Source organism: uncultured Senegalimassilia sp., assembly GCF_934636665.1.
Lineage (GTDB): Bacteria > Actinomycetota > Coriobacteriia > Coriobacteriales > Eggerthellaceae > Senegalimassilia.
Window position 1 is genome coordinate 60,634 of the sequence record NZ_CAKUAT010000002.1, and the last position, 19,878, is coordinate 80,511.

The following is a 19,878-nucleotide window of genomic DNA, read 5'->3' on the forward strand; positions in this document are numbered from 1 at the left end:
TTCGCGCTCCGGCCGACGTGGCGCTGGAGCGCAGCGGCTCGGGCTGCGCGGGTGCAACGGTTCGGGCGGTGAAGAATCTGGGCTATTTGCCCTTAGGGGAATCCTCGGGCTTCTCAGCGGGCTTCTCAGCGGGCTTCTCAGCTGCCGGCGCGGCAGCGGCCTGCTCAGCTTTCGCCTTCTCGGCGGCACGCTTGCGGCGAACCTGCTCAACGGCGGCGCGAAGGGCGGCCTCGTCTTCGGCGCGCGCCACCTCCTTGGTGGACTTCACCAGGTTGGCGAGTTCGAAGCCCAGCAGCAGCACCAGAGGCACCACGACCAGCAGCAAGAACACCAGCGGGTTCGCGAACAGCGAGACCACGGTCCCGAGCGCCGCGGACACGAACACCACCTTGCCCACCACGTTAACCGAGGCGACCGGCTCGGAATCCTCCACGGCATTGGCATCGCCTTTGGTATGGAACATGAGCTGGCCGTTTTCCTCGTACACGCTGGTGATGCGATGCGTGTTGAGCGCACCCTCCAGGTTCTGCTCCGTCGAGCGGAACGTGATGATATCGCCCTCTTGCAGGGTTTCGGGGTCGACATCCTGCGCGATCAGGAACGAATGAACGGGGATGGCGGGCTCCATGGAGCCGGTGAGCGTGCGCATGAAGCTATAGCCGCCAAGCGTCGGCACCTCGCCCGCCGGAGTGAACACCGTACGCAGTAGCACCAACAACGCCAGGGCGATGACCACCGCCGCCAGCACGTTGACAACGCGAAGAACGTGTTTCATTATTTGTCGTCGCCCTCCGATGCATCCTCGCCGCGCAGGCGGGCAAGCAGGTAGTTCGAAAGCTTGTTGCCCTCGGCGCGCTTTTCCGCGCGAGCCCTTGCGCGTTCCGATTGCTCCAAGCGGGCGTTCAGCTGGGCCAAACGCTGCTCGAAGTCCCGCTTCATCTGCGCCAGCTCCTGGGCATGGCGCTGCTGGGTCTCATCGGCCTCGGCTTGCGCGGCCTCCACCTTCGCGGCCGCCTCAGCCTGCGCCATCTGCACTGCGGAAGCGGCCTCCGCCCTGGCGGCCTCAACCGCCTCGTCGGCCTCCGCCTTCGCCACCGCAACCTTGGCAGCTGCGTCGTCGAGGGCACCACGGATCTCCGCCGCGGTTTCCTCGCGCATGCGCTCGAGCTCCGCTTGGGCATCCGAACGCACCTGGGCGGCGTCCTGCTCGGCGGCGCGCTTGCCCACTTCGGCGTCTTCCAGCGAATCGCGCAGTTCGTCCAGCTCCGCCTCGGCAAGCTGCGCGCGCTGCGTCAATGCGGTTTCCCGCTGCTTGAGCTGGTCGACCTCGTCGGCAAGATCGTCGCGTTCATCATGAAGCGCATGGACCTCCACCGTAAGCGCCTTCAGCTTGCCCTGCAGCTCCTCGTTCTCCCCACGCTGCTCCTCCAGCGCCGCCTCGGCGTCAAGTTGCGCCTTGGTGACTTCCTCGACGAAGACCTTGCGCACCTCCACATCGGGGATGTCGCAGCTATCTACTATCTCTTCCTTGATCTCCTTGACGAACTTCGGCTCCACCGGCTCGCGCTGCTCACTGGCAAGCTCGGTGAGGTTGCGCTCGTCGGAAACGAGGCTTTTGAACACCGCGTAGTTGTTGATGAGGTTGGTGTACATCTGCGCCATGTACTCGTCGTCGAACGCCAGCGCGGAGTCCTTCACCTGGATGCTGTAACCCACCTTGTCGTAGCGCTCCATGAACTGCCACAGCTGGAAGCACTTACGGTAATTCGGGTCCTTCATAATCAGGTTGGTGCGCTGGATGGGGCTGTGCACCGCCGAGCACCCCTTCATGATCTGGCAAAACGAGCTGCCGCGCAGCGCCATGACCAGGCGGCGCACGCGGTCGATGCGCATGAAGGTATCCATGTTGTCGGCGTCGTTCTCGGCGAAGTTCTGGCGGTCCTTCACCGTCATCTCGACGTTGTACTCGATCTCCTCGTACGCATCGCCGATCTTGCTGTGCATGGTGAAGCGGTTGCGGATCTCGTTGCCCGTGGACCAGAAGATCACGTCCGTGCGCTTATCCACGAAGGTGAGCAAGCGCTGGATCAGGTGGTATACGAAACGGTTCTCATACAAGTCGTAGGTTTCGGCCATGTTCACGTTCAAGATCTTGGTGGGGTGCACGCCCCCGTCGTCAGAGGGCGCCAGGAACTGCGTGTTCTGACTGAGATGCCGCACGCTGTCGGCCGAGATTTTCTTGGCCAGCGAAACCGGCACCACCTCTTCCTCGGTGGTGATGAAGCGCCGCGGCTTCTCGATGATACTGTTGATGGCGTCGAGCGAATCCTCGATTACCGAGATCCACTCCCCGTCGACGACCTTGACCAGCTCTTCGCGCTGCTGATCGATGGTGGTGTCGGAAGCCTGCGCCAGCTCGAAGAGGTAGCGGAAATACCGATCGTCTTCTTGGATGGGCTCCATCTGCTCGGCAAAGCTGCCGTACAGGTCTTGAATGGTGTCTGACATCTACATACCCCGCAAGCAAACACGCCCGAGCGCCTCCGCGGGCGCTCGGACCGATTCCTAGTACATGTTCTGGATTCGCAGCAAGTACGAAACGCTGTCGGGCAGGCCGCCCTCGCCGAAGGTCTTCTCGATGTAGCCGATAAGGCCGGTCATCTCGTCGCGCACGAAGCTGACGTTCATGGATTCGAACTTCTTCAGCACCTTGCGCGCGATGATGTAGTCCATGCCGCCCAGCTCGGTGCCGCCGCACGCCACGTACACGGGAATGAAGTCGTACATCTGCTTGATGATGCGGTTGCCGAACGCCAGGCGGAAGCGCGTTTGCAGGTACTGGTCCAGCTTGTGCATCTTCTCCAGCACGTCCTCGGAGATGACGTGCTCCACCTTCGCCTTCTGGAACAGGTACTGAAGGTGCTCGCTGGTGATGTGCACGCGCTCGTGGTGCGGGCACTCGAACGCGTCGGCGCGCTCGTTCAGCTCGATAGGGATGGCGCGGTCGTATACCTTGTCGGTGATGGTGAACGTGGAGTCGTCGTTGTTGGCGGTGCCCACGAACCACAGGCTGTCGGGGAGGGTGATCTTGCCGTCGTGAAGGCCCTTCGGGTCGCCGTCCCAGGCGGTGGGAACCAGCTCGAGCACCCATTCGTCATGGCTGGGCATTTCCAGAACCGACAGGATCTCGGCGAAGTAGTACTCAACGCGCGCCAGGTTCATCTCGTCGAGCACGATGAAGCTGGGGTCCCGGCGCAGACCCGCTTCGTACAGAGCGCGCAAAAACTCGGTTTCGTTGAAGCGCTTGGAGAACTCGTTGAAGTAGCCGAGCACCTCGGTGCGGTCGCGGAACGAGGGCTGCACCGACACGATGGTGGCAGGGTTGTCCACGTAGCGGCTGAACGAATACGGCAGCGACGTTTTACCGGTACCGGAGATGCCCTCCAAGATGAGCAGCTTGCTGGCGGCCATGCCGGCGACATAGCGGCGCACGATCTCGGGCGAGTAGTACAGGCCCAGCTCGCTGCAGGCGAACTCGCGGTAGCCCTCCACGAAATGCTCCAGGGTGATGGCGTCGTCGTAGACGGGCGGCTGCCAGTCGCGGTACTTCAGGTCGACGAGCGAGAGCTTGGGGAAGCGGTTGGCCAGCGAGATTTCCTTCTCCTCGGCAAGCGTCTTGGCCTCGACCGTGGCCTTGGCCATGGCAGCGGCGGCGCCGGACACCGAATCGCCGTCAAGCGAAAGCGACGCCGAGCCCGCAACGACGCCGGGGACGACTTCGCCTTCCCCGCCCGCAGACGCCTTGCCGAGCACGTTGGCAACGGTGGGAACGTGCTCGTCGGTGAGGGCGGAAGCGCCCATGTAGGGAATGCGCTGCGTGCCGCCCATGGCGTTCACCTTCAGGGCGAGCAGCTTGTTCTTCTCGTCCATCAGGTCGAGGACCTGCTTGTTCAGGCGCCCGATCTCGCGGTACAGCGTCTTGTTATCGGAGCTGTCGCGCTTAAGGTCGGCGTGCAGCTTCCATCGGCGCACCAAGATGATGAGGATAAGCACGGGGATGGCCACGAGCAACGCAAACAGGACGACCGCGCCGATCTTGCCCATCAGATCGAACGAATTGAAGTACGAAAGAAAGATGTTGAAGTAGTCGGCCCATCCGAAGACGAGCAGATTCAGGATCGAAGCGAACACCGCAACGACGTTGTACACCACTTTCGACAGCAGTTCCCAGGCAAAGCTTAGAAACTCACTCACGGGCCACGCCCTTTCTCATACGCGAAACGCGCACCGGGGACGCCCGGCGCGCGAACAGTTGCCTTTTACTTCGAATCGGATCCGGATTCGGGGGCGGATTCGGAACCGGAATCGCCGCTTCGGGCCGATTCGGCGGACGCCAGCTTGACCTCCGCTTCGGCCTTCAGGCGCTTGGCCTCCTCCAACGCCGCTTCCGCCTCGGCACGCGCCGCCTCGGCCTTGGCGCGATCTGCCGCCGCAGCTTGGGAATCCTCGCCATCGACGATGGCCTCCGCCCGCTTCATGCGATCCTCCTCGGCCATGGCGCGCTTGAGGTTCATGCCCACGATGACCAGGTGGTAGACCTGGTAGATGAAGAACAGCAGCATGGGCAGCACGATCACCACAAGGAAACCCCAGGTGCTGGAAAGGAAGCTGATGACCTTGCCCATATAGGGGATCTTGCCCACGTATTTGCCCACGATGTCGCCATCGGCGATGACGTGCTGGTCGGCGAACTCGTTGTTGTCGCCCTTGGTGGTGTAGCTGTTCAGCCCGTCCACCTGGTTGATGGAGACGATGCGGTGGGTGTTGAGCGCGTACTGGTTGTCGATGATGGTGTGGAAGGTGACGATGTCGCCCTCCTGCAGGGTGGACGGGTCGCACTTCTTGATGATGATCAGGTCGTTCTCGTCGAACGTGGGCGCCATGGACTCGGACTGGACCGTCAGTGGGGTGAACCCGGCAAGGCTTGACGCGCTGCCGTCGTCTTTGGTGGCAAGCGTGGTGAACGCGAACAACGCCGCAACCAGGATGACGATCCACATAATGACGCTGACCACGATGGATGCAGCTTTTTTAACCGTACTCATTTCGACCTTTCCTATGCATCGGCGCGCAGCTCGTGCCCGCTACCGCTGATCTTGTTGTTCTTGCTGTTCGACGCCCTCGAATCGCATGGCGACCGAGTAATCGGCTCCCCTGACAATATTAGTGCAATTCGGGTCGGTTCCTTCCAACCAAATCCGAACGACGGTGGGTTTGTCCGCCTCTGCGACCAGGTTAAACATGTTTCCCGCCTCGTTCGAGCCCCCTGTGGGGATGCCGAAGGTTGTCACCCCTCCCGATGTTGAGGCGTCAGAGCCCATGTTCGGGTTGTAAACCCACGTTTGCCCGTCGCACGTGAAGCTCATGCGCATGGCCTGCGGCAAGCTACCCACGTTCGAGGAGAACGCCGTTCCCGCTTCCCCGTTGCCGCCCGACTCGCCGGTAAGGCGCACGATGACGTCCTGGTGGCTGATGAAGTGCAGGGTGAACTCCAGATATGCGCCCGTTCGCGCCTGCGCCTCCGAACCGTCCTCGTAGGTGAAGCTCTGCCCATCTGAAGTGGTCACCGGCTGCAGCTTGGAGGAATCGATGCCCACCCCCTGCTCCGAGGAGATGCGCGCGGAGATCTGGTCGAAGCCCAGCGAGCTCACATACTGATCGAAGCTGTCATGCGCGTCCAAGTCGAAGCGCAGGGCGTTGCCGGCATTGGCGGTAAGCGCCAGCTGGCGGGCTTTCGCCTGGTCGGAGATGGAGAACCACGCAAACGACGCCATGGCGATGGCAACCAGCGCGAACAACACCAGCAGCACCGTGGTCGCCAGGCGATGGCGCAGGTCCCGCTTCCCTTCCTGGTCCATTTACACCCCCTGCCCATCGAGCACGGCGAACAGGTTCACGTGCAGGATGCCTGCGTCGTTGTACAGGTAGTCGGCGCTGTCCTGGTCGGTGCCCTCTATGTAGTAGTACACGTCAAGCCGATAGGTTTGCCCAAGGTCCATGGCCAGCAGCGCGTTTTGCGGGCGCGTGGCGGACTCGTCGGCGTCCATGAGATAGGCGGTGTAGTCCCGGGCGTCATCGTTTGCGCAGGCCAGCGCGCCGTTTTGCCAACCGAGCAGCATGTCATCGGAATACCCCGGAAGCGAGGGCGCAGTTGCGGGATGCTCTGAGCAATGCGAACCTGCCGAATCGTCCAGCGTGAAATAGCGGCTTTGCAGCACCTGCCCGTCGCGGGAAAGCTTCAAGCCCACGCGCGTGGCCTTCAGAAGCTCAGGGTCGGCGCCTTCCGGCGCCAGCGTATCCCCCAGATACAGATTCACCGTTCCCGAGGCCTTCGAGGCGCCCGAGCCGGTGATGCTGGCGCGCATGTCCACCCACCCGTGGTAGAAATGCTGGCCGTCCTCGGCTTGCTTGAAGCTCACGGCGCGGCCCTGCTCGTCGGTGCGCGCGCATTCTGCGAACCCCTCTAGGTCGAACGTGGAAACCGGGTACAGCGTGAGCGGGTTGGGGCTGTTGGACGAGAACGCAACGTCGCCATCGCCGCTCCAGCTGCCGGCGGACGCATCGCCCAGCTCGACCACCAGCTTGCTGTCGCCGCTGCGAACCGAGACCGAATCGGTGTTCACCTTTGTGTTGTTGGTGAACCACGCATAGGTTGCCGCAACCAGCACGGCCGCCAGCACCAGCAGCGCGAACACCGCGCCGACCTGGGCAAACCGGTATTTCGTTGTTCTGGAACCCGCGCTCATGGTGCCTCCCCCTCCCTTTACGCCTTGGCGCCCGCGAACGCGAATTGCAGGGAAATGGCCTGGGACTGCGCCTCGCCGATGCAGTTGGCGTCGCAGCCTTCCATATACACGAAGTAGCGCACGCTTGCCACCTCGTCAGCGCCCAGCGTGAACAGGGGCGTGGCGCCGGAGCGCGGCGTAGGCGTATCGCCCGAGCCGTCCATGCTGTACGCGGAAACGGACTGCGCCGGATCGGCGACGTAGCCCCACGAGCCCTGCCCGCTGACGACCACATCGCTTTGCGCGGTGGTGCGCTGCTGAGCCGCCCCGGACGTGTCGCCCAGATCGTCGCACCGGAAGATATAGCTTTGCGTGCCTGCAGAGCTTTGGATGATGAAGCCCACGCGTGTCGCCGCCAGAAGCTGGGAATCAGCGGAGACGCTCATCTGGCCGGGATACAGGTACACCGCAAGCGGCAAGCTGGACCCCTTCAGGTAGAACGTGCCCGTAAGGGCGTATTCGCCCAGCTCGGACGTGCAGTTCGCATAGTCGGTGGTGATCCCGGCGGCGTTTTGGAACGCAGCGCGCCAAAAGTCGGAAAGATCGGCCGTGGAAACCGGGTACAGGGTTTTGTCCGCGGAACCCAGCTGACATTGCTCTGCGAAGGGGCCTTGCTCGCTGGCGGAGATGAGCAGGTCGTAGCCATCTTCGCTGACCGTATGCGCCGCAGGCGTGACGTTGGTGAAGCGCGAATTGGAGAACCACGCGAAGGTGGCAGCGCTCAGCACCAGCGCCAGCACCGCCAACCAGGTGGCCGCCGCGACCATCCGCTTGCGCGCGGAAAACGCGTCGCGCAAGCTGGCTTGTCCGTTGTTTCCCTGAGAACCCATGCGCACCCCCTATTCCCGGCTTCCCGCGAAATGCAGGGCAAGCGACGCCAAGCTGGTGTCGCACAGGTTGTTCGTGCAGTCCTCGTCGCAACCCTCCAACCACACGTAGACGTCCACCTGCACCGGCGTGCTGCGGTTTGCGCCCTCGGCGGCGGCGGGAAGCGTTGCCAGCTTGGTACCGGGCTCGGTGACCACGCCTTCTTCCTCGTCATATTCGCAATAGTCAGTAGAATTGAGCGGCGTGAACGCGACCGTGGAACCGTCGGTCTTGGTGCTGTCCAGGACATGGCCCGCTTCGCCCTGCTTGGTGTTGTAGCTGGCCTGCGGGTTGTGCGCCTGGGTGAGCTCGAACACGTATTGCCCGGCCACAGGCTGGTTTTCGCCAGGTTGATGCACCACCAGGCCCACGCGCAAGGCGGTGGAAACGGGGTTTTGCGGATCCGTGTCGTCGAAGCGGATGTCCGACAGGTACACGTCGGTGGAAAGCGAGCTGGTGGCCAGGTACAGCGAGGTTTCGTAGTAGTCGGAACGCTGGGCAGGCCCGAAGAAGGTGGCCAACAGCGAATCCTGCGTGTCCCCGCCCGTGAAGCCCACCGCTTTCTGGAACCCGTTCAGGATGTTGTCCGTCGAAACAGGGTTCAAAAGCCCCTGAAAGGAAAGGCCGGCGCTGGACTTGTATTCGCCATCGTAGGAATCGGAGATGAGGAAGGTCACGCCCGTTCCGGCGGCCATCTTCACGTCGGTGATGTGGCGATCGGCATGGTAGATGTACCACGCGTAGGTGACCATCGCGGTGGCGAGCGCAGCAACGATAAGCGTTGCCAGCATGCGCTTGAAGCGCTTGCGCAACTGCTTGGAATCGCGCGCTTCCTCCATCGCGGGTCACCTCCGTTCGTTCTGTAAAACCGCCGCGAGCCTAAAGCCCAAGTAACTTGCTATTTTATGTCAAATGTCAGGGGACTCACATCGTCGACCGGCCAGACCGCAGAAAGGCCAAAGACGCCAGCGCCCCGAAAAGCGAATGAGGAGCGCTAGGCCTAGTTGTGGTCGATGCCTTTCATGTTCACCCTGGTCAAGGTGTAGGTCACATAGTCCGAGTTGGGGTACCCGGTAATCGATCCGGAAGCGTTCACGGGCGTGTCGTCCACGCCATTGCCGGACAGATGCGCCGTCATAACCAGGCGATAGTTGGCGTAGAAATGCTGCGCCGACTCAACGTCGGTGTTCACCTTCACCACGAAGCCGAGCCTGAGAATGGGGCTGCTGTCGTCACGGGTGGCAAGGACGCCGTTGGAAACGGTATCCATGAACACGATGCTGTTGTGGTCGGCGCTCACCGTTCCCGTTCCCAGCTTGCTGCTTTCCTGCACGGAAAGGTAGTCGGCGATGGGAACGCTGTCGTAGCCGCTATCCTTGTCATCCTTGTCATCCTTGCGCTTTTGCAGCATGAGCGTGAAGGTTGCGCTCGTCGCCTTGCTCAGCTTCTCGTCGGCACCGCTCAACTTGGACAGGTCATAGGTTGCCGCCAGCGCGATGGTGCCGTCGGCGGTTCCCAAATCGTCCACGTTGATGCCCAACTGCGTTTTCTTGGTTGCCGTGAGGGTAATGGTGGAAGCGCCGCCGCCCTTGCGGTAGTAGCGCATCTTGCCATCGATGCCGACGGTCATGGTGCTTGTGCTCAACGTATCCGCATGCGGGGAAAGGAACGAGCGATACGTGGGCTTCGTGTAAGCCTTTCCATCCTCCGATGCGGCGATCGCATTTTGGCAAGCGAGGCCCGACATCCGCAAGTCCGCCTTCATCTGGATGAAGAACGAGGCATTTGCGTCTGCTGCATCTGTTGCGCCCGTTGCAATCTTGCGGATGCCGCTCAGGTCGATAGGCGTTCCATCGCTGTCGGAAAGGACAAGCTGCATGTCGCCGCCATCGGCGCTCCACGACTTGCCGCTTACCGCAGCCTTGCCTGCATCATCCGCCCCCGCTTCAACCGCCGTCCAAGCCCACTTCACGTTGCCCGCGGAATCGGTCGATTTGCTGGGCTTGTAATAGGTTTCCCCGACCTTCACGTAGAAGGAATACGTGCTGGAAGTACCGCTAGGATAGCCGCTCGCGCCCGTAAGGTCAGAACCGTTATAGCTTGCAAGCGAGGAGTTCAGCTGGTAGTACAGCGTGTCCGAATCGTTGTATGCGTTACTGCAGCTCACAGTATCGGTAACGTCCATCTTGAAGGAGTTGGTCGTATCGGCGCTCATTTCTCGAGTTACATCCTTATCACCCTCAACCAAAGTATCGGTAAGCGTTTGCCCGTAACCCGAGGCAACGCTATAGGTCGAAGCGGTGTTGATATGGTTGTCCGCCTTGCTTTCGTCCGACCCCTTCACGTAGTTGATGCGCGTGCTCACATCGCCCGAAAGCGAGGTTCCGGTATAACCGTTCACGGTTGCATTCGAACCCTTTGGAACGCGAACCACCAGGAAGAAGCTCTCGGACGGATGAGGTTCGGAGTCACCCCCGATGGAAAGGTTGCACCGAGCAGCCTTGTTCCCCTTGTTCTCGTCCTCGGACGTCCAAGGACGATAGTATTCGTAACCCGTGCTGGTCTTGATCCGCACGCCGGCGTTGGTGGTGTCCTCATTGGGCTCGAGCTTGACCCAAGCGCCCGAGTCGGGGTTGTCGGAAGCCTTGACCCCCATCAGCTCGCTGAGCCACTGCTCTTCATAGTGCTTGCCGTCGGCGCCATCGGAGTCCACAAAATCGGCCAACGCAACCGAAACAGCTCCACCAGCGAGCACGGTGTAGTGATATTCCTTGTTGTTGTTCGCGGTGTCCACCAATGTAAGCTGCGTGCCTTCGGGCAAGGTTCCCCTTACACCATCGCCGCTGAACAGAATCCGCTTGCTCAGCGCCTTCATGGAGCCGCCGTCTTGCAGATACGTGTTCCACCCATATGTCGTTTCAGTAGCACGAGCCTTGTTGTAAGTCCAGGTGAGATACCCCGTCATGGCATCCCCGACGCCGGTGAGCACGTGATCGTCCTTGGTCGAGTAATCGCCGGCCTTGAAGTTGGTGCCATAGGTATACGTTGCCGCGAAGTTAACCTCGAACAAGCGCTTAACCACAATGGGAACCTGAACCTTATAGGTGTTGCCGGCGCCATCGTTGAAGGTTACGGAGAGCAGCGTGAACCGGCCATTATCGTTGTCCCAATTGGAAGGTGCGCTGAACTGCATGTCGCTCGTGCCGTTGCCCACAACCGAAAGCGATGCGGGCTCAGTGCTTTTAGCGAAGACCTTAGCGTCACCTATCTGCTTGAGCTCGAACTTCTCGGCTTTGGCCGTCACGTACCGCTTGTCAGAGCCGTTGTTCAAACGAACCGCATCGGAAAAGCCGCCGTTGGTCACCAAGTTAAGGTAGTCGGTTACGACCGTGGCGTCCTGAACGGGGACCTCAAGGACCTTGAAATCGGTCGTGGCTTTCTTCGAAGCATCCGAGTTCTCCGAGTTGTACCATTGCGCAGAGGAATCGGTGTAACCGTTGGTGTTTTGGTAAGCGCCCAAGTCATCGCACCCGCCGATATTGGTGTAGGTATAACGGCCAGCCTCAGTAGTGCCCGCTTGGCTCTTGATAGTGCCAGCATTTCCAACATTGGCGCCGTCGCCAAAAAGGTAGCGACCAGCTGCGTCGTTGGACGCACGTACGGCAATGCCGCTCGTCGGGCTCGTGGTCACGTAAGGCGAGACGGCTTTGATGCCATCATCGTTTGCCTCATCGCTATAGAGCGTCTTGCCTCCATCGGGGGCGGCAGGCGTATCGCCATAGACGCCAAAAGCCACGTACGAAGCAGCGTTCACCTGCTTCACGATGCTCTGATCGCTGGTCTTGTCGAACATCAAAGGAGGCAGATCGCTGGTTGATTTACCTTCACCCGGCTTTATATCGATACCCGCAGCATAAACCTGCAGGCCCGCCTTTGCATCGCCGAAGAAGATGCCCTGGCCGTCTTTGCCTTGGAAGTCATTGCTATCGAGCAGGACGTTCGAAAGCCTGAACACGCCCCTGCCATCGCCGCCAATACCGCCGGAACGGCTCTTGCCGTTCAAACCCTTCGGATCCTCCGACAAATTGCTCGGGTTCATGAACACGTTGTTCTTGATTTCAGCGTTCGTGATGTTGAACGTCGGCGCGCCTTCGCCCCCAATGGAGCCATTGATGCCGCCCGCATATGAGCTGCCGAAGGTCACGCCGCTCACCACCACGTTGTTGCAGGTAACCGTTGGCGACCCGGAGATGTTGCCGGAAATGCCGCCAGAGACCTCGCGAGACTCAAGATCGATATCGCTAACTTCGCACGTATCGAACTTGAATTCGCTGCCGCTCGATACATTGCCCACGATACCGCCAGCGTTCTTAAACTCGCTCGTACCCGTTCGGCCGAATACCACCTTGCTATTCGCGTCGTCCGTTACCTTAACGTCGCCCGTTACCTTACAGTTGTAGGCATATATGTTGCTTTCGGCTTTGCCGACAAGGCCGCCAACGCCACCTGATGCGCCAGCGTTTACAGGAACGGTCAGCGTCACCCCCGAGATGGTTGCTTTTCCGCCGCTGACAGTCGCTTTAGTCGTTTCATCAGCATTCACGAAGATAACGTCGCCGCTTGCTCCGAACACACCGCCGACATTGGATTGGACTTTGCTTGACGTAGCTGGTGCACTCGATGTGATTGTGGATCCCTCAGCGATGGCCTTGTCCGCCGACGTCCAAACACCGCCTTGGGAGCCGGAGTTCAGCTCGCCGACGAAACCGCCGACGTTTTGAACGCCCGAGACGTCCATGCCGCTATACGAGCAGTCATAGAGCTTGACAGGAGACGGCTGCCCCCCGGCCTTATTCACCATCCCGATATCGCTCTTGTCGGTTTTACGGCTGCCATAACCGGACGAGCCCAACAGGCCGCCAGCATTGGCAACGCTGTCAGAAGAGGAGGCGCCAGCCGAGCCGCTCACGGTGCAGTTCGTCAAAGTGACAGCATGATACTTGCCATAGCCTTCCAACGAGTTGTTATTTGCCGTGGCGCCCGCCAGGAGGCCGATGCCAACCTCGTTATAGCCCAAGCCGCTTGCGTTACCCGATCCATCGGTATACGTGAGCGAGATATTGCAGTCGCTGAAGTTCAGGTTCTGAACGGTGTAGCCGCCGTTGCCGGTAGCCTCGGCACCGTCCCCTGCAGCGGCGCCAATGCTCCCCTTCACGTTGTCAGAGGTGTATGTCACCGTACCGAACAAAGCGCCCACACCCGCGAGCTTGTAATCGTCGTTAGCGTATTCCTTGATGTCGTAGGCGGTGCTTTTCTCCTTACTGCCCACTTTGATGGTCGCGCCATTGCCGTTGATGGTCGCCACGAGCGGCACGATGCGGTCGCGATCGGCACCCTTGGCGGATGCGCACGCGTTGGAGTAGTAGCGGCCCGAAAGGCCCGTGTAACCCGTGCCGTAGGGCATCATGTCATAGTCAATGTCCTCGGCCGTGTTCACGAATTGCAAATCCATGCCCGAGGCCTGCGCGGCACAGATGTTACCCGTCTGCCAGGTGGCGTACTTCGACACCAGATAGGGGGAATTCACCTGCGCTTGCGCCTCATCGCCCTTAGCAAGCGCATCGCCCTCCCACTGGCTGCCAGGGCTGAGCGTGTCATCCTTGGTCGCTTTTGCAAAGTCGCCAACCGCTTCAGTTGGCTTGCCAACAGCGGCGTAGCTCGCATTGCGCACCTTGCCATAATTCTGATTTCCGAACTGATACGTGGCGTTTTTAGACGCATTGCCGCCCAAATATGCGCGCGAACCGGCATAGGTGCCGTACTCATCATTGGTGGTTGCCGTATTCGCCGAACCGCCAGCCGCACCGCTGCTGATGATCGCAGAAAGCACGAGCAACCCCTGCGCATCGTTGACGGTGGTGGTTATAGCAAGGTTATCGGGATTCTTTCTCTCATCTCCCCCATCTCCCCGATAGCGGCCTTGCGTATCGCCTGTTACCACACAGTTCGTTTCATCAGTATTCAGGTTGTTGATCTTGTAATTGCGGTTAGTGTTGTCAAGGCTCTTATTGTCGCCAAGCTCGCTAAACGCATAACCGTCAATTACGCGGCCGACATAGGGGTTGTCATAACGCGAGGCGCCGGCAACATGCCAAGTATTAAGCGTACCGCCAACATTCGAGCTATTGCGGAAGATCACGCCGCCGCCCGTAACGGCGCCAACGTATCCGCCGATGGGAACAAGATACGGTCTGATGCCGCCACCCGCTACGGTAAAGCCAGTTGCAGAACCACCAGTCATCTTATTGACGGCTACGCCATCGATAATGTTATCGCCGCCAAGGACACAGCCGATAACGCCACCGAAAAACGCCGTCAGAACGCCGTCGGCATCCTTAGCAGAATAAGCAATAGTCGCTTTCGCATTAACATAGCGAATATCAAGATTGCGCACCACGCTGCCATAGCTATAGGGGATAAGACCGCGAAGCTCGCCCTCATTGTTTTCGATTTCGATTGTTGCCTGCGAAGCGCCACGATCGCCAACGATAACGCCGCGAAACGGGTTGGCCTTATTGCCGAATCCGCCAAACGACGCCGCATCGACGGCGATCTTGTTGTCCTTGGCCGGTTCGACGCTGTAATACGCGCTCTGCACGTAGCGGCGCATGGTTTCGTCATCCAGCGTCTGGGGCGAATCGGCCGTTCCGCCGGTTTTTTTCTCCCATTTGGTCTCGCTTGGATTGCTCTGCTTGTAAACGTACACGACCTCGTTGCCAGTCTTCGTCTCGTCGCTACGCCGTTCGCAAAGTTTGGACTGATCAGCGGCAACAGTGACTTCCCAACCATCCAACGCCACTTGATTGTTGATGTAGTTGGCAATGGCATTCATCTCCGTCGCGTCCTTAACGGTGTACGGATCGCCATACGTTCCACACCCCGTCATCAGGTTGGGGATACGCTGGTTGACTTTAATTTCGTGGTACTGGACGCCAGACTCGGTGGCTTTTCCTTTAGCCACATAGGGAAGATAGTCGCCAAACTTCGGGTTCTCGACGCTCGCCTTCTCGTCCTTATCCGTTCTCACCAACCCATTTTCGGTGCCGTACGTCTTTTCATCGTAATACCAAAGCTGCTTGCCGGAGTATTCCTTGTCCTTGGCATCGATTTCGCTTCCGTACGTCACCATGCCAGCATCGGCATCGGCCTTGGTAAAGGTATAGTTTGCGGAACCCGTGCCTGTGTTTTGATAGCCAAAACTCTCCAACAGGCTCGCGTGCGTGAAAATCGAATTGCCCGTCTGACTAGGCAGACTGATTCGCTCAAACTTCGCTGTGAGCTGATTGGAATTATTGCCGTAACCCAGACGACCAAACAGGCTCGATGCCGCAATCTTATTGACGTTAGAAGCATCAGCATAATTCGCCGTCGTTACATTTTTGACGTCCAAATTGACATACCTTGTGATGGCGTTGATCAGCAACGGAGCATATCGTTTGTCTTCCGCCCCGTCTACCCGCAAGCCGTCAAGACTTAGGGTGTCGATTTTGATAGCTGCCACTTTACTGCCGCTGTCCGCGTAGGCACAACGCATCACCAGCGCGCCCGACACGCTCTCGGGGTCGCTCCATTTAGCGGCATCGTTTTTGACCTTGCCGACCGTTCCCAATAGCGTTACATCGTTGACAGTGAGATTTCTATTTGCAAGCGTGCGCATAAGACCGCAATGCATGTTTTCGTGCTGAGTAGCCGAGTCGTTGCTTTTGTTGCCCTGCTGCTCGGCCTTTATCTTCGAGTAGCAAAAGACGATTGTTGCGTTTTGGACAGTCACTGCATTAGAGCCGTCTGGGTTTGAAGGATAGTAGCTATATCCCGTCAAGTCGATAGGAACCGGGTTGCCTGCCGGAGACCCAATCACGTTATTCGTAAAGATAATCTTCCTATTACCCGTGAGAAAGGCCTGCGTGGCGATTGGAGCGTATTGCCTTGCGGCCCACAAAACAAGATGCTCGGGTGTATTCATTACAGGCGCATCAAGGTTATCCACTACTGTAAAAGCCCTGTCCAGATTGTAGTAGTAGCGAACAGAGCCGTTTGTTTGAGGAAACTTATCAGGAGCAATGCGGTTTTGATAGCTATTGTCCATGGCAGGATCCCCGCTCATGTCCAGCTTATCGGCGCTGGTATGAAGTGAGACAATCGCGTTGCAGCCGTTGTCGATCAGCTTGCTTCCAGGCTTCACGCCCTGTGCGAGCCATTCGTCGAACGTCGTCGCATTTGGGGCGCCAATAGACACGCCGTCCACGGCGTAGGCGGTACCCCACCAAGCCTTGTCCTGCAGATACAGACCGCTATAGGAAGTCTCGGCACCAAAGCTGTTAGTTGAATCGGACGTACTACCTCGAGCAATGAGGACGCCAAGCGTGGTGGCACTATTCGCGGCGAAGGAAGCTCCTTTCAAATCGATGGCGTAATCATTGATTACCCAGTGGCCGCTGGCGGCGTATACGAGGCCGCCAACCTCGGTTGAGTCGTTTGCAGTTACGGTAGCGTTGTCGGTTGTTTTCAGCGCATAGGAGCCTGCATCCTTGTTAATGCCGCTATCGCCGATGGTAACGACAGCATTACCCCAGCTATATCCCAGAAGACCACCGGCACCATTGAGCTTGTCGCCGTTCTTGCCAACGGTCATGTTGAATGAGCTGAACGAAAGACCTGTGATGTTAACGCTGGTCGTATTCGCTGCAGTGCCTTGCGCGATGCAGCCGATAAAGCCGCCGACCTGGGCAATCTTTGCTGAGTTGACATCAAACTCGCTCTCGGCCGTCGAGCTAGCCTTAGAATCAATCGAACCGCTCACCTGCAGGCTTTTCACATCGAACGTCGAGACATAATCGCCCACATAGCCGATAGCGCCGCCGATGCGCGTGTTGCCGTTGAGAGTAGCGCCCGTGTTGATGATCGATTGCGCCTTTGTGCTGCTATCGAATGTAACGATTCCGCCGCCCGACACGCTACCCGCCATGCCGCCGATATTGGCATCGTTGGCAAACGTATCATCGCAGGTAATCGTCGGATTGGAAGTATCGTCACGGGGGATCGTCGGCCCGCACGTAACGCCGTTGATCGTCGCATTGCCCGTGATGGTCGCTGCAAGCAAGCCGGCGTCAACGCTTACGCCGTTATCGAACTTCATTGCAACACCGTTCATAGCACCATCGACGGTGAGATTGCTCACCGTCGCGCCACCGCCAATGGCAGGGAAGAGGCCCAGGCGGTTGTGACGATAAATCTTGCCGTTACCGTCAGACGCGTCAATCGCAGCGTCGCCGCGCTTGCCATACGGTTCACCGATAGCGAGGGCAACCTTGTGGCTGTTGCCATTAAAGGTGCCCATGAACGTCTGAAGCTTGTTAGCGCTATCGAATCCAAGGCCCACCACACCCGTGCCTGACAGATCGACATCTGAATCAAGCACGATCTTCACATCGGGGCCCAGGAGCTGCACCTTGTCCTTTGGGTTTAAGCCATATACCCCATTCCAAAGGTTGGCGAACTGCACCGAAAGCGCAAGGCATACGAAGTCCTGCGTTTTCTTTATCGTCAGGGTTCGGTTACCTTCGGACCATTTCCCATCGCTCGAACCAACCTGCCAGCTCCAGTCCGTCGTCGAGCGGCCCTCAAGCTCGTGCTTACCCATATTGATTTTGATGAGGTCTTTTTTCAGCTTCTCCCCATCAAGCCTAACAACCTCACCATAGCCGCAACCAGCGTTTTGATCGCTACCCAAGTCATCGACTTTCGCTGCAGGACAACGCTTGTAAACCCAGTAATCACTATTACCTGCGTCTGCGGGAACGCTATCGTTTCCCGTTCCGCGGGCGAACACGAGCGTCGGGTTGCTCGAACTAACGTTCGTGATTTGAGAAACAACCTTCTTGCCGGTAATGTTAAAGCTATTTTCTGGAGCAAACTTCATGCCCGAAAAATCAGTGACCCCGCCCAAGCGAATCGCAGAGCCCCAGCTTTCAGCGGCAATACCCGCGCCGTTTTCAATCGCGCCTTCGTTCGCAACGGTCACGCCATTGACGTCGAGGATACTCTCGTGGTCAAGGCAGCCGACAACGCCACCGAAGCCTTTGACCGACTGGGTGAGCTTGGTGCAGTTTACCGAAGCGCTCTTGACTTCGAGAGCTGCGCTCACGCTCGCGTTGTCACCGCGAGCGCGGCCCAGCCAACCGACAAGGCCGCCGGTGAATTGCGGATTAGCATTGAGCTTAAATTCGGTTGAGACATTTTCCACCGTAAGCGGCTTTGATGCAACTCTTTTATCTCCGCTTCCAGCAGCATATCCCGTCACAGAGCCGACAAGGCCACCGAACACTGCGGCGCCTTCCCCTTTTCCATAGGTGCTCTTGAACATGCCGCCAGAAAACGAGACCGAGGCCGCCGCTGTCGAACTGTCGTAGTTCAACTTGCCAATAGCAGAGCCGACGCCTTTCGACTCGTCATACTTGTTATCTTCCGTCGCGCCCTTGGCCGCAAGTGTGACACCTTCGTCACCCGTATAGATTTGATCATTGCCAGTAAACGCGACCGAACTGCCGAAGCTCACCTCGCCGATGAAACCGCCGACGTTGCCACTATTCGCATCCCCGACATTCTGAGGACAGGTGACCTTGGCGTCGTCGTTCTGCTTCAACGTGAGCTTGGCTGCCTGACCAATGAAGCCACCAGCTGCAGCGGTGCCTTTCACCGTGAGATTGGAAAGATTGATTTCGCTTGTCACGTCAACGGTCGCGCCAGTATCCGACCCAACCTTGCCCACGACGCCGCCGGCACAGCCATTGTCAGACTGAACCGTAGCAGCTGGGACATTGTTCAGGGTACCAACGCTCAAGGAAGCGTCATCCTCGACCGCGCCAACGAGCAGACCAGCGTTGCCGTCGCTCGTCTTGACCATACCGTCTTTGGCAACGTCGTCGGGGAAGGTGACCGACTTAACCGTGAACACGCCGCTTTCAACCGTATTCGCCAGCAAGCCCACGTTTCCCGTGGAATCAGCAGTAGCCCCAAGGCCTTTTCGCGTGCCCACGAAAGAATAGGTTGCGCTCAGCGTGAGCGAATCCGTGACCGTTCCGAACAGTGCGCTGGTGATACCGGCAGTTGGCTCCTGCGCGCCCCCGTTGACGGGATCGGCAACCTGAATCGCGACGGTAAGTTCTCGGCTGCTGCCTGTAACCTTGGCCGCGATTACCGAATCGCTGCCCGTCCCTTTCCAAATAAGGTTCGGGATGGAAATATCCTCATTCAGCTCAACATTGTTGAACAGCGACGTCGCCAAGGCGATCGAGGTTCCATTGGTGGCAAACGAGCCCTTAAAGGGAACCTCGGCGCTGCCAAGGCCAAGGAACGTATAGCCGTCGTCGGGGCTGCTCACGTCAAATTCGGCGCCCGTCGACCCTTGGCCTTTTGTCATTTTCGCAGTTTGGTACAACCGAGGATCCGTATTCGAGACGATGCGCAAAGCCGTGGCATCGTTGAACGTGATGGCGGTAACGTTTTCACCCGTCGCCTCAACACTGCCGTGGTTGTCCTTCGCCATTTTCTTCTGCAAATCGGCAACGTTCGTGATAGTTGCCTCTGCGGCAACCGTTGCGGAAGCATCCCCCGCATCTGCCGCATCGTCGTCGGCGCTGGCGGACTTGTCCGCAGCGGACTCCTGGCTCTCAGAGGCATCGGCTGCGGAAGAACCTTGCTCCTCGGCCGCATCGCCCGCAGCGGACTCCTGCCCATCGGCGGCGCCGCTCGAAGAGGCGCCACCCTGGGCCGTTTCGCTTTCGCCCGTGGAAGCATCGCCCGAAGCCGAAGCGTCATCGCCGTTGCCGACACCCGTATCCGCCGAGGAGCCGCCGCTGTTATCGCTCGCGTTTTCCGAGCCGCCCAACTGCGCCGCGGCGCCCGAAACAGCGTTCACCCCTTCCGCAAAAGCGGCAGGAGCCGGCACGAGCAGCTGAAAAGCCATAGCAAAGGTAAGGTACATGGCGATTATGTACTTTACCAATCTCATCTATGGATAACCTCTCTGCGCCATGCCCCGAAGGGCCCCTCTGCTTGCTGTCGGCATTCGGCGTTGCCGTTGGTTGCCGACCATTTGTTTTCGACT

At 59.0% G+C, this 19,878-nt stretch carries 9 protein-coding genes; all 9 read right to left on the bottom strand.

All coding sequences use genetic code 11. The features are described from left to right. Positions 1-82 precede the first annotated feature (82 nt). The 9 genes from Q0G75_RS01095 to Q0G75_RS01135 all read right to left on the bottom strand — a co-directional run bounded on the left by Q0G75_RS01095 (position 83) and on the right by Q0G75_RS01135 (position 19,782). Complete coding sequence (locus Q0G75_RS01095) at positions 83-775, bottom strand: signal peptidase I (protein ID WP_294415337.1); 693 nt, start codon at positions 773-775, stop codon at positions 83-85. Continuing rightward, positions 775-2,508 carry a DUF2357 domain-containing protein gene (locus tag Q0G75_RS01100; RefSeq protein ID WP_294415340.1) on the bottom strand — a complete coding sequence of 578 codons (1,734 nt, stop codon included), beginning with the start codon at positions 2,506-2,508 and terminating at the stop codon, positions 775-777. Before Q0G75_RS01100 ends, Q0G75_RS01095 begins: the two co-directional genes overlap by 1 nt. A gap of 57 nt (positions 2,509-2,565) precedes the next feature. Continuing rightward, positions 2,566-4,254: a hypothetical protein gene (locus tag Q0G75_RS01105; protein WP_294415341.1), complete on the bottom strand. Its 1,689-nt coding sequence runs from the start codon at positions 4,252-4,254 to the stop codon at positions 2,566-2,568. 65 nt (positions 4,255-4,319) lie between these two features. After that, on the bottom strand, positions 4,320-5,105 hold the full coding sequence (locus tag Q0G75_RS01110) for a signal peptidase I (protein WP_294415342.1): 786 nt from the start codon (positions 5,103-5,105) through the stop codon (positions 4,320-4,322). Positions 5,106-5,144: 39 nt separating this feature from the next. After that, positions 5,145-5,918, bottom strand: coding sequence for a hypothetical protein (locus tag Q0G75_RS01115; protein ID WP_294415344.1), 774 nt, complete (start codon positions 5,916-5,918; stop codon positions 5,145-5,147). Further along, entirely contained in the window at positions 5,919-6,806 is an 888-nt protein-coding gene (locus Q0G75_RS01120) for a hypothetical protein (RefSeq protein WP_294415345.1), read from the bottom strand. It lies immediately after the preceding gene. A gap of 17 nt (positions 6,807-6,823) precedes the next feature. Further along, positions 6,824-7,675 (bottom strand): hypothetical protein, encoded by an 852-nt coding sequence (locus tag Q0G75_RS01125; RefSeq protein WP_294415347.1) that lies wholly within the window; start codon positions 7,673-7,675, stop codon positions 6,824-6,826. A 9-nt stretch (positions 7,676-7,684) separates the two neighbouring features. Then, the gene (locus Q0G75_RS01130; protein ID WP_294415349.1) at positions 7,685-8,551 is read right to left on the bottom strand and encodes a hypothetical protein; all 867 of its coding nucleotides are present in this window, start codon (positions 8,549-8,551) and stop codon (positions 7,685-7,687) included. Positions 8,552-8,712: 161 nt separating this feature from the next. After that, entirely contained in the window at positions 8,713-19,782 is an 11,070-nt protein-coding gene (locus Q0G75_RS01135; protein ID WP_294415351.1) for a hypothetical protein, read from the bottom strand. Positions 19,783-19,878: the final 96 nt, after the last annotated feature.

What these genes read in the sequence shown, in the direction of transcription:
- Q0G75_RS01120 (WP_294415345.1), bottom strand. Translation starts at nt 6,806, where the DNA reads ATGAGCGCGGGTTCCAGAACAACGAAATACCGGTTTGCCCAGGTCGGC.
- Q0G75_RS01095 (WP_294415337.1), bottom strand. Translation starts at nt 775, where the DNA reads ATGAAACACGTTCTTCGCGTTGTCAACGTGCTGGCGGCGGTGGTCATC.
- Q0G75_RS01115 (WP_294415344.1), bottom strand. Translation starts at nt 5,918, where the DNA reads ATGGACCAGGAAGGGAAGCGGGACCTGCGCCATCGCCTGGCGACCACG.
- Q0G75_RS01100 (WP_294415340.1), bottom strand. Translation starts at nt 2,508, where the DNA reads ATGTCAGACACCATTCAAGACCTGTACGGCAGCTTTGCCGAGCAGATG.
- Q0G75_RS01125 (WP_294415347.1), bottom strand. Translation starts at nt 7,675, where the DNA reads ATGGGTTCTCAGGGAAACAACGGACAAGCCAGCTTGCGCGACGCGTTT.
- Q0G75_RS01135 (WP_294415351.1), bottom strand. Translation starts at nt 19,782, where the DNA reads ATGAGATTGGTAAAGTACATAATCGCCATGTACCTTACCTTTGCTATG.
- Q0G75_RS01110 (WP_294415342.1), bottom strand. Translation starts at nt 5,105, where the DNA reads ATGAGTACGGTTAAAAAAGCTGCATCCATCGTGGTCAGCGTCATTATG.
- Q0G75_RS01130 (WP_294415349.1), bottom strand. Translation starts at nt 8,551, where the DNA reads ATGGAGGAAGCGCGCGATTCCAAGCAGTTGCGCAAGCGCTTCAAGCGC.